General features: G+C 63.9%; 12 protein-coding genes and 1 pseudogene. 5 read left to right on the forward strand and 8 right to left on the reverse strand.

The window, feature by feature from the left end; translation table 11 throughout:
- A partial coding sequence (locus tag KGM94_RS20745; protein ID WP_300263579.1) for an AAA family ATPase occupies nucleotides 1-513 on the forward strand: 513 nt, incomplete at its 5' end.
- Nucleotides 514-633: 120 nt separating this feature from the next.
- Here the strand turns inward: KGM94_RS20745 and KGM94_RS20750 are convergent.
- The gene (locus tag KGM94_RS20750) at nucleotides 634-903 is read right to left on the reverse strand and encodes a hypothetical protein (RefSeq protein WP_300263581.1); all 270 of its coding nucleotides are present in this window, start codon (nucleotides 901-903) and stop codon (nucleotides 634-636) included.
- Nucleotides 904-1001: 98 nt separating this feature from the next.
- On the opposite strand from KGM94_RS20750, the gene KGM94_RS20755 reads away from it, so the two are divergent.
- Both KGM94_RS20755 and KGM94_RS20760 read left to right on the forward strand, forming a co-directional pair.
- Nucleotides 1002-2071, forward strand: a protein-coding gene (locus KGM94_RS20755; protein WP_300263582.1) for an IS630 family transposase whose coding sequence is annotated in 2 segments (ribosomal slippage) — nucleotides 1002-1502 and nucleotides 1505-2071 — 1068 coding nt in all. Because the reading frame shifts where the segments join, the coding sequence is not laid out codon by codon here.
- A 14-nt stretch (nucleotides 2072-2085) separates the two neighbouring features.
- Nucleotides 2086-2274 (forward strand): annotated as a pseudogene (locus tag KGM94_RS20760) (EamA/RhaT family transporter); the annotation flags it as partial.
- Between the two features lies 1 nt (nucleotide 2275).
- Here the strand turns inward: KGM94_RS20760 and purQ are convergent.
- Genes purQ through purC form a run of 4 tightly spaced genes read right to left on the reverse strand, consistent with a single transcriptional unit; the run spans nucleotide 2276 to nucleotide 4264 of the window.
- Nucleotides 2276-2977, reverse strand: a complete 702-nt coding sequence (gene purQ, locus KGM94_RS20765; protein WP_300263584.1) for a phosphoribosylformylglycinamidine synthase subunit PurQ — start codon at nucleotides 2975-2977, stop codon at nucleotides 2276-2278.
- Nucleotides 2974-3228, reverse strand: coding sequence for a hypothetical protein (locus tag KGM94_RS20770; RefSeq protein ID WP_300263586.1), 255 nt, complete (start codon nucleotides 3226-3228; stop codon nucleotides 2974-2976). The genes purQ and KGM94_RS20770 overlap by 4 nt, the downstream gene beginning before the upstream one ends.
- A gap of 10 nt (nucleotides 3229-3238) precedes the next feature.
- The gene (gene purS, locus KGM94_RS20775) at nucleotides 3239-3481 is read right to left on the reverse strand and encodes a phosphoribosylformylglycinamidine synthase subunit PurS (protein ID WP_300263588.1); all 243 of its coding nucleotides are present in this window, start codon (nucleotides 3479-3481) and stop codon (nucleotides 3239-3241) included.
- Between the two features lie 15 nt (nucleotides 3482-3496).
- Nucleotides 3497-4264: a phosphoribosylaminoimidazolesuccinocarboxamide synthase gene (gene purC, locus KGM94_RS20780; RefSeq protein WP_172782948.1), complete on the reverse strand. Its 768-nt coding sequence runs from the start codon at nucleotides 4262-4264 to the stop codon at nucleotides 3497-3499.
- Between the two features lie 323 nt (nucleotides 4265-4587).
- Here purC and KGM94_RS20785 point away from each other — a divergent pair, with 323 nt between their 5' ends.
- A complete protein-coding gene (locus KGM94_RS20785; protein ID WP_300263591.1) occupies nucleotides 4588-4911 on the forward strand; it encodes a DUF1476 domain-containing protein in 324 nt (107 codons plus the stop codon).
- A gap of 75 nt (nucleotides 4912-4986) precedes the next feature.
- On the opposite strand, the gene cynS is transcribed toward KGM94_RS20785, so the two are convergent.
- Together cynS and KGM94_RS20795 are read right to left on the reverse strand one after the other, a co-directional pair.
- Nucleotides 4987-5475, reverse strand: a complete 489-nt coding sequence (cynS, locus tag KGM94_RS20790; protein ID WP_300263593.1) for a cyanase — start codon at nucleotides 5473-5475, stop codon at nucleotides 4987-4989.
- A gap of 158 nt (nucleotides 5476-5633) precedes the next feature.
- Complete coding sequence (locus KGM94_RS20795; protein ID WP_300263595.1) at nucleotides 5634-6842, reverse strand: TrmJ/YjtD family RNA methyltransferase; 1209 nt, start codon at nucleotides 6840-6842, stop codon at nucleotides 5634-5636.
- Nucleotides 6843-7192: 350 nt separating this feature from the next.
- On the opposite strand from KGM94_RS20795, the gene KGM94_RS20800 reads away from it, so the two are divergent.
- Complete coding sequence (locus KGM94_RS20800; protein WP_300263597.1) at nucleotides 7193-8407, forward strand: NADP-dependent isocitrate dehydrogenase; 1215 nt, start codon at nucleotides 7193-7195, stop codon at nucleotides 8405-8407.
- Between the two features lie 49 nt (nucleotides 8408-8456).
- Here KGM94_RS20800 and KGM94_RS20805 read toward each other — a convergent pair.
- A partial coding sequence (locus KGM94_RS20805; RefSeq protein ID WP_300263599.1) for a cyclic nucleotide-binding domain-containing protein occupies nucleotides 8457-8701 on the reverse strand: 245 nt, incomplete at its 5' end.

Below are 8701 nucleotides of genomic sequence, written 5' to 3' on the forward strand. Positions count from 1 at the left end.
TTCCGCAATACGCTGATCATCATGACCTCGAACCTCGGTTCGGAATTCCTGGTGAACCAGCCGGAGGGCGAGGACACCTCGGCCGTACGCGAGCAGGTGATGGGGATGGTGCGGGCGCATTTCAGGCCCGAATTCCTCAACCGCGTCGACGAGATCATCCTGTTCCACCGCCTGCAGAAGAGCGAGATGGGCCGGATCGTCGAGATCCAGTTCGCCCGGCTCGAGAGGCTGCTGACGGATCGCAAGATCACGCTGACGCTGGACGGCGCCGCGTGCGACTGGCTCGCCGCCAAGGGCTGGGATCCGGCCTATGGCGCGCGTCCGCTCAAGCGGGTGATCCAGCGCCATCTGCAGGATCCGCTCGCCGAGATGATCCTGGCCGGCGAGGTCAAGGACGGCGATGCGGTTGCGATCTCGTCGGAAGGCAATGTGCTGACCTTCAACGGCAAGGCGCCACGGACGGCGGAGATCGCCCCGTTCGAGGCGCCGGTGTCGCGGCGCAAGCTGAACTGATCAAAACGCCCATTTTCGACGTAACGATCGCCCCGGAGAGGCCTCACCACTCCGGGGCGAGGCTTCTTCCGCGCCTGATGTTGCTTTAAAGCTACCTAAATACCGGAATGAAGTTGCTTTTCAGATTTTGTCGCCGACGCTGGCAGGATCGGGTTCGAGGCCATCATTGTCCTCGCCATCTTCAAGCTCGGAGAGGATGTCGACGAGCTGTCGGACGCGGCCCTGGGCCAGCGGCCGGAGGTCGTTGATCATCGGCTCGTCATTGACGAGCCAGGCCCGGGCCTCGGCGAGCTCCTCGGCGCTCGCGCCGGTTCCAATAATCTCTGCGATGGTCACGTCGTCGGCCCCGGGGATGGCCCTGGTCACGTCGTCGCGTGAGAGGTGCGTCATGGGCGTAATACCAGCCTTCGGAAGCTCTGACTCTGTTTTGAAAACTGGCACGGGCGTGATTCATTTCTGGCCGACCGGATTGATTCGGGAGGTCTGCGATGGGCGGGGCGGTCGGTCTACGGGAGGATTTCGGAGCGGATGAGCTGCGTCGGCTTGCGGCGCGGGCGAAGGATGCCGCGCAGGCGCGACGGTTGCTGGCGTTGGCGGCGGTCCGCGACGGGATGAACCGCACCGAGGCGGCGCGGATCGGTGGCATGGACCGGCAGACGCTGCGGGATTGGGTCCACCGCTTCAACCAGCTCGGTCCTGACGGACTGATCGACATCAAGCCGACCGGTCGGCCGCCGAAGCTCTCTGATGAGCAGCAAAAGGCGTTGAAGCAGCTCGTCGAGGCCGGTCCCGACCCGGAGAAGGATGGTGTCGTGCGCTGGCGCTGCGTCGACCTCAAGCGCGTTCTCGGACAGCGCTTCGGTGTCGACCTGTCGGAAGTGAGCTTGGGGCGCGTGCTCAAGAAGCTCGGCTTCTCGCACATCAGCGCTCGGCCGCGGCACCCCGTTCAGGATCCGGAGGCGATCGCGGCATTTAAAAAAACTTTCCCACGCAGATCGCGGCGATCGTGAGCAAACTCGCCCCGGAAACGCCGATCGAGGTCTGGTTCCAGGACGAGATGCGGGTCGGCCAGAAGAACAGCCTGGTCTACCAGTGGGCCAAGAAGGGATCGCGGCCGCGCCAGCCCAAGGATCAGCGCTACGAAAACGCCTATTTGTTCGGCGCCGTCTGTGCAAGCCGCGATACCGGTGTCGCCCTCATCATGCCGCAGGCCGACACCGAGGCCATGCAGGCGCATCTCGACGCGATCGGCCGCAGCGTCACGGCCGGCGCGCATGCTCTGCTGATCCTCGACAAGGCCGGATGGCACACGACGCGCAAGCTCAAGCCCCCGGCCAACATCACCCTCGTCCCTCTGCCACCCGCCTGTCCGGAACTCAATCCAGCCGAAAACATCTGGCAGTACCTGCGACAGACCTATCTCGGCAACCGCGTGTTCGCGACTTATACCGATATCCTCGACGCTTGCCAGGACGCCTGGCGAAAACTTCTCGCCGAAACCGGCCGCATCACCTCGATCGCACAGCGCGATTGGGTCACTGTCGGTCAGTCATTGTGAAGGCTGGTATGAGCCGTCTCGGCACGCTGACGACGAACGCGCAAGGCTATTTGCGCATTCCGATCGGCGTCTTGCTGTCGGTGGTGCTGCTGGGCGAGACCGTGCCGTCAAACCTCGCGCTGGGTCTCGTGCTGGTCATGGCCGGCGTCGCCGCCATGACGGTGCCGGGCGAGCGGCTGAAGGGACGATGGAAGTCGAAATAACCTACGCCGCGCGGTCGAGATGGGCGACGAGGCCGGCGAACAGGCCGCGGCCGTCGGTGCAGCCCATGATGTCTTCGACGTGGTTTTCCGGGTGCGGCATCATGCCGAGCACATTGCCCGCATCATTCACGATGCCGGCGATCGAATGTGCCGCGCCATTGACGTTATGGCGCTCGTCGACCACGCCATCAGGCGAGCAGTAGCGATAGAGCACGCGCCCCTCGCCTTCGAGCCGCTTGATGGTTTCTTCATCCGCCTCGTAATTGCCTTCGCCATGCGCCACCGGCACGCGGATCACCTGGCCGGCATTATAGCCGCGGGTGAATGGCGTGTCGGAGCGTTCGACCCGCAGATGCACGTCGTGGCAGATGAATTTCAGCCCGGCGTTGCGCATCAGCACGCCCGGCAGCAGGCCGGATTCGCAGAGGATCTGGAAACCGTTGCAGACGCCGAGCACGAGCCCACCCTTCGCGGCATAGGCGCGCACCGCGTCCATGATCGGCGCGCGGGCGGCAATGGCACCACAGCGCAAATAATCGCCGTAGGAGAAGCCGCCTGGCACCACCACGAGATCGGTGCCGGCGGGCAGCGACTTCTCGGCGTGCCAGACCATCGCCGGCTCCCGGCCCGAGATGAGCTTCAAGGCGCGCGCCATGTCGCGCTCGCGATTGATTCCGGGAAAGACGAGGACGGCTGATTTCATTGCGCTGGCATATCGTCGAGTTCGAGTCGGTGTTCGATGCGGTCGAGACGACCCTCGTGCCGAACCAGCGTCGCGTGGATACCGGAAATCTCCTGGAACACGCTGGTTATTTCCTGCCGAATGCCGTTCTGCGACGTCCGCGAAGCCTGCATTTCCTGCTTGAGTTCATCAATCTTGCCGTCCACTTGCGCCAAGCGCGCCTGGACTGATTTCAGAACCTCGAAGATCAGCTCCGCCGTCACGTCGGCCATTTGCATATCCTCAAGCCTTAAGCTCGATAGCGTAGTTCTCGATCACGGTGTTGGCGAGCAGCTTGTCCGCGGCGCTCTTCAGCGCGGCTTCGGCCTTGGCCTTGTCGGCGCCGGCGAGCTCGATGTCGAACACCTTGCCCTGGCGGACGTTGGCGACGCCGTCGACGCCGAGCGACTTCAGGGCGCCTTCGATCGCTTTCCCTTGCGGATCGAGAATGCCCGACTTCAAGGTAACGGTGACACGTGCCTTCACGTCAAAACCCTCTTCTCAGCTCTTCACCAGCACCGGGCCCGTGCCCTGCGGCCGCTCGTTCTCCATGAGGATGCCGAGGCGTTTTGCGACTTCGGTATAGGCTTCCAGCAGCCCGCCGAGGTCCCTGCGGAAGCGGTCCTTGTCGAGCTTCTCGTTCGACTTGATGTCCCAGAGACGGCAGGAGTCCGGCGAGATCTCGTCGGCGACGATGATCCGCATCATCTCGTTTTCGAACAGGCGCCCGCACTCCATCTTGAAGTCGACGAGGCGGATGCCGATGCCGAGAAAGAGGCCGGTGAGGAAATCGTTGACGCGGATGGCCAGCGCCATGATGTCGTCGATCTCCTGCGGCGTCGCCCAGCCGAAGGCGGTGATGTGCTCTTCCGACACCATGGGGTCGTTGAGCTGATCGTTCTTGTAGTAGAACTCGATGATCGAGCGCGGCAGCTGCGTACCCTCCTCGATGCCGAGCCGCTGCGACAGCGAGCCCGCGGCGACGTTGCGCACCACCACCTCGAGCGGGACGATCTCGACCTCGCGGATCAACTGCTCGCGCATGTTGAGGCGGCGGATGAAGTGGGTCGGCACCCCGATGTCGTTGAGGTGCTGAAACAGGTACTCCGAGATCCGGTTGTTGAGGACGCCCTTGCCCTCGATCACCTGATGCTTCTTCGCATTGAACGCGGTGGCGTCGTCCTTGAAGTGCTGGATCAAGGTACCGGGCTCCGGACCTTCGTACAGAACCTTCGCCTTGCCTTCATAAATGCGACGCCGACGGCTCATGGGGATGTACCGTGTCTTGTTGAAATCCATGAATTTGGTGTGCTCCGGTTGACTAGGATTACGACCCACGATGGAGCTGCCGTGAACGGCCAGGAACCCATGGAAGAACCCATGGAAACAGAACAGGAACCGGGCCTCGAGGCAACCTATCCGATTGGCTGATCCAGCACAATCGATCCCACCTTCCGGCACCGATTTATACCGTCTCGCCTGCGGCTTAACGGCTCGTTGTTTTGCCGATTCGCACCCCTTATCTAGGCATCCGCCAGGACCCTCGCAACGAGGGCCCGGTGTCCATTAAGCGAGGATTTGGAACTGCGGGCATGACCACATTCGACAAGCGCGAGGAAGGTTTCGAGAAGAAATTCGTCCTCGACGAAGAGCAGAAGTTCAAGGCCGAGGCCCGCCGCAACCGGTTGCTCGGCCTGTGGGCGGCCGAACGGCTCGGCATCACGGGCGAGGCCGCCGCGGCCTATGCCAAGGAAGTGGTCGCAGCCGATTTCGAGGAAGCCGGCGACGGCGACGTCCTGCGCAAGGTGCTGCGCGATTTTACCGCCAGGAACGTCGCCATCGCCGAGCAGACGATTCGCGATAAGATGAACGAACTCACGGCGATTGCGGTCGCGCAGGTGAAGGCGGGGAAATAGGAAATGGGCAAATAGGGAGTGGCGAATGGCGAATAGGCCTCCCTATTCGCTACTCGCAATTCGCCATTCGCCCGCTCAGCCTTCCCTGAACCCATATTCCGGCACGTTGCCGCTGGCGCCGTAGTACTTGTACGGCAGGAATTTGCCGCTCATGGTGATCCTGACGCGATCGCCCTTCGGGTTGGGCAGGCGCTCCATCACCATGTCGAAGTCGATCGCCGACATGATGCCGTCGCCGAATTCTTCCTCGATCAACGCCTTCCAGGCCGGCCCGTTGATCATCACGAGCTCGTAGAAGCGGTAGATCAGCGGATCGGTCGGCGGCATCTGCACGCCCTGCCCGCGCATCGGCGTCTCGTTCAGCATGGAGACCTCCGACTTCGAGAGTCCGAACAATTCGCCGGCGTTCGCCGCCTGCGGCTTGGTCAGTTTCATCTGGCCGAGGATGGCGCCGACGATCAGCACCTCCGAATAGCCGCCGATCTTCTCGCAGATGTATTTCCAGCTCCAGCCCTTCTCGCGCTTGATGTCGAGCAGCTTTTCGGTGAGGTCGGAACGTTTCATGTCAGGGTCTCCTTCTCTGAGCTACCGGCTGCGCGATCCCTCGCGCTCGTTTGCAGGGGGCGAGCTGCAAGATTTGCGCCGCGAGGGGCGCGAATGGACGCCCGATGACAAGCTCCAGCATGGCGAGGGAGCACAGGCACGGCGCGCCGTTGCCGATCCTACGAAACCGACCCGCTCTGCGACACCATCGCCTGCAGCCGCTCCAGCTCCGCCGCCAGATCGCGCTCGACGTCGGCCGCCTGCATCTCGATCACGCGATAGTCGCGCGCCTCGAGCCAGGCGCGGCGCGCGGCACGGTCGATGAGGATGGTCTCGCTCTCGCCGACGTTCGAGAGCTCGATCGCGATCCGGTGCACAAACGAGACGAAATCCGGAATATGCCGGCCGACCGGGGTCTGGCGCTTGAACTGGCCGGCGAAGCGGCGGTCGCGGGTCAAGGCCTGCCATAGCAGGCGCTCGGCATCGGTCGGGTTGCGGCGGAGGAGCCGCGCGAGCCCGCGCACCATGCCGCTTTCGGGCGGGGCACCCTGGCCGTGCTCGGCGAGCAGTGCCCGCAGCCGCGTCGCCTGCTCGCCGTCGAGCACCCCGCCCTTGGCCGGACCTTTCCGCCCCTCCGCGATCGCCATGACGACCCCGTGCAGCGTGTGCATGTCCTGCTTGGTCGGCTCCATCCGCGTGAAGATGTTGCGCAAGTTGACCAGCATGGTGTCGCGCTTCTCGGCCGGGCGCAGGAACTCGACCTTGTCGAGCTCCCGCACCAGGTTCTCGAAGAAGGCCTGGATCTGGTGCTGGGAGGCGCGCTCGGAGCGCTCGGGCATGCCGTGGGGCAGCCCGCCCCGAGTCATCTGCTTGAACCATTCGTAGCCGACCAGCAGCACGGCCTGGGCGAGGTTGAGCGAGGCAAAGCCCGGATTGACCGGAAAGGTGACGATCCGGTTGGCGAGCGCGACCTCCTCGTTGGTGAGCCCCCAGCGCTCCCGGCCGAACAGGATGCCGGCCTTGCCGCCGGAGGCGATGTGCCCGGCGATCTCCGTCGTCGCAGCCTCCGGCCCGACCACCGGCTTGGCCTGGTCGTGGGCCCGGGCCGAGGTGGCGAACAGCAGGTCGAGATCGGCGACCGCCTGCTCGACGGTGTCGAACAGTTCCACCCGCTCCAGGATGTGGTCGGCGCCGGCCGCGGCGCGCCGGGCGCTGACATTGGGCCAGCCGTCGCGGGGGTTGACGATCCGCAGCCGGGTCAGCGCAAAGTTGCCCATGGCGCGCGCAGCCATGCCGATGTTCTCGCCGAGTTGCGGCTCGACCAGAATGACGACGGGACCCTCGAGGCTCAGGCCGGCCTTGCTCCTGTCAGTGCCCGAACCGGTCATCTCGCCTCGCTTTCTCGCTTTGCTCTCAAGGCTTTGCCCAGGCGATCTCGGGGATCGAATTAGCCGCAGGCGGTCGATCGGGATCGTCTGCCTGTGGTTTGTCCGTGGTTCGCCTGTCTTGGCAAAATTCTCAAGCGAAATAACGGGGTTAGATTCGAACCTTGAATCTCGTGCGAAACCTCGGGCCGAACCGGCGGGCCGGTCTCGCCGCCTTCGCTCATCTTCCGGATGCTGGATGGGCTAAAAGTGCATAATCACTTGGCTTTCGCCCGCCATTTCCCGGTGCTATGAGGCGGCGGATATTCCCCCTTTTCCGCCCCAGGCACCGTTCCCAAGAGGCTCTTCCGATCATGGCAAAAATCAAGGTGACCAACCCCGTCGTCGAGCTCGATGGCGACGAGATGACCCGGATCATCTGGCAGTACATCAAGGACAAGCTGATCAATCCGTATCTGGACATCAACTTGATGTATTTCGACCTGGGGATGGAGTACCGCGACAAGACCAACGATCAGGTCACCATCGACGCGGCCGAAGCCATCAAGAAGGTCGGCGTCGGCGTCAAGTGCGCCACCATCACCCCCGACGAGGCCCGGGTGAAGGAGTTCGGCCTGAAGGAGATGTGGAAGTCGCCGAACGGAACCATCCGCAACATCCTGGGCGGGGTGATCTTCCGCGAGCCGATCATCTGCAGGAACGTGCCGCGCCTGGTTCCCGGCTGGACCAAGCCGATCATCATCGGCCGCCACGCTTATGGCGACCAGTACCGCGCGACCGATTTCAAGTTCCCGGGCAAGGGCACGCTGTCGATGAAGTTCGTCGGCGAGGACGGCACCGTGATCGAGAAGGAAGTCTTCAAGGCGCCCGGTGCAGGCGTCGCCATGGAGATGTACAACCTCGACGATTCCATCATCGACTTCGCCCGCGCCTCGCTCAACTACGGCCTGATGCGCGGCTACCCGGTCTATCTCTCGACCAAGAACACCATCCTGAAGGTCTATGACGGCCGCTTCAAGGACATCTTCCAGGACATCTACGACCGCGAGTTCAAGAAGGAATTCGAGGCCAAGGGCCTGACCTACGAGCACCGCCTGATCGACGACATGGTGGCCTCGGCGCTGAAATGGTCCGGCGGCTACGTCTGGGCCTGCAAGAACTACGACGGCGACGTGCAGTCCGACACGGTCGCGCAGGGCTACGGCTCGCTCGGCCTGATGACCTCGGTGCTGCTCACTCCCGACGGCAAGACGGTGGAGGCCGAGGCCGCCCACGGCACGGTGACGCGCCACTATCGCGAGCACCAGAAGGGCAAGGAGACCTCGACCAACTCGATCGCCTCGATCTTCGCCTGGACCCGCGGCCTTGCGCACCGCGCCAAGCTCGACAACAATCCGCAGCTCGCAAAATTTGCCGATACGCTGGAGAGGGTCTGCGTCGAGACCGTGGAGGCGGGCTACATGACCAAGGATCTCGCGCTCCTGGTCGGCGCCGACCAGCGGTGGCTGTCGACCACCGGCTTCCTGGACAAGGTGTCGGAGAACCTGACCAAGGCGCTCGCGGCCTGAGCACCGGCACGCCCCGCGCCAGCGGGGACGTCCCGTCCTCCGGGCTCCGTCAGACGGAAGTCTCGTCCGCGCTCCCCGGCTCGGCCTGCGCGAGCTCGGCGATCGCGAGGTCGCCGGACTCGCCGAGGCGCGCCCTCGCGGTATCGTGGACGTGGGCGGCAAGCGTCGGCATGCGCGCGATCAGCGCGTGAAAATCCTGGGCGTCCAGCACCAGGAGCCGGGTCTTGCACATCGCCCTGACCGTGCCGCTGCGCTTGGTCTTGTGCAGCAGCGCGATCTCGCCGAAGAAGGTGC

It is taken from the genome of Bradyrhizobium sp., assembly GCF_028868675.1.
Lineage (GTDB): Bacteria > Pseudomonadota > Alphaproteobacteria > Rhizobiales > Xanthobacteraceae > Bradyrhizobium.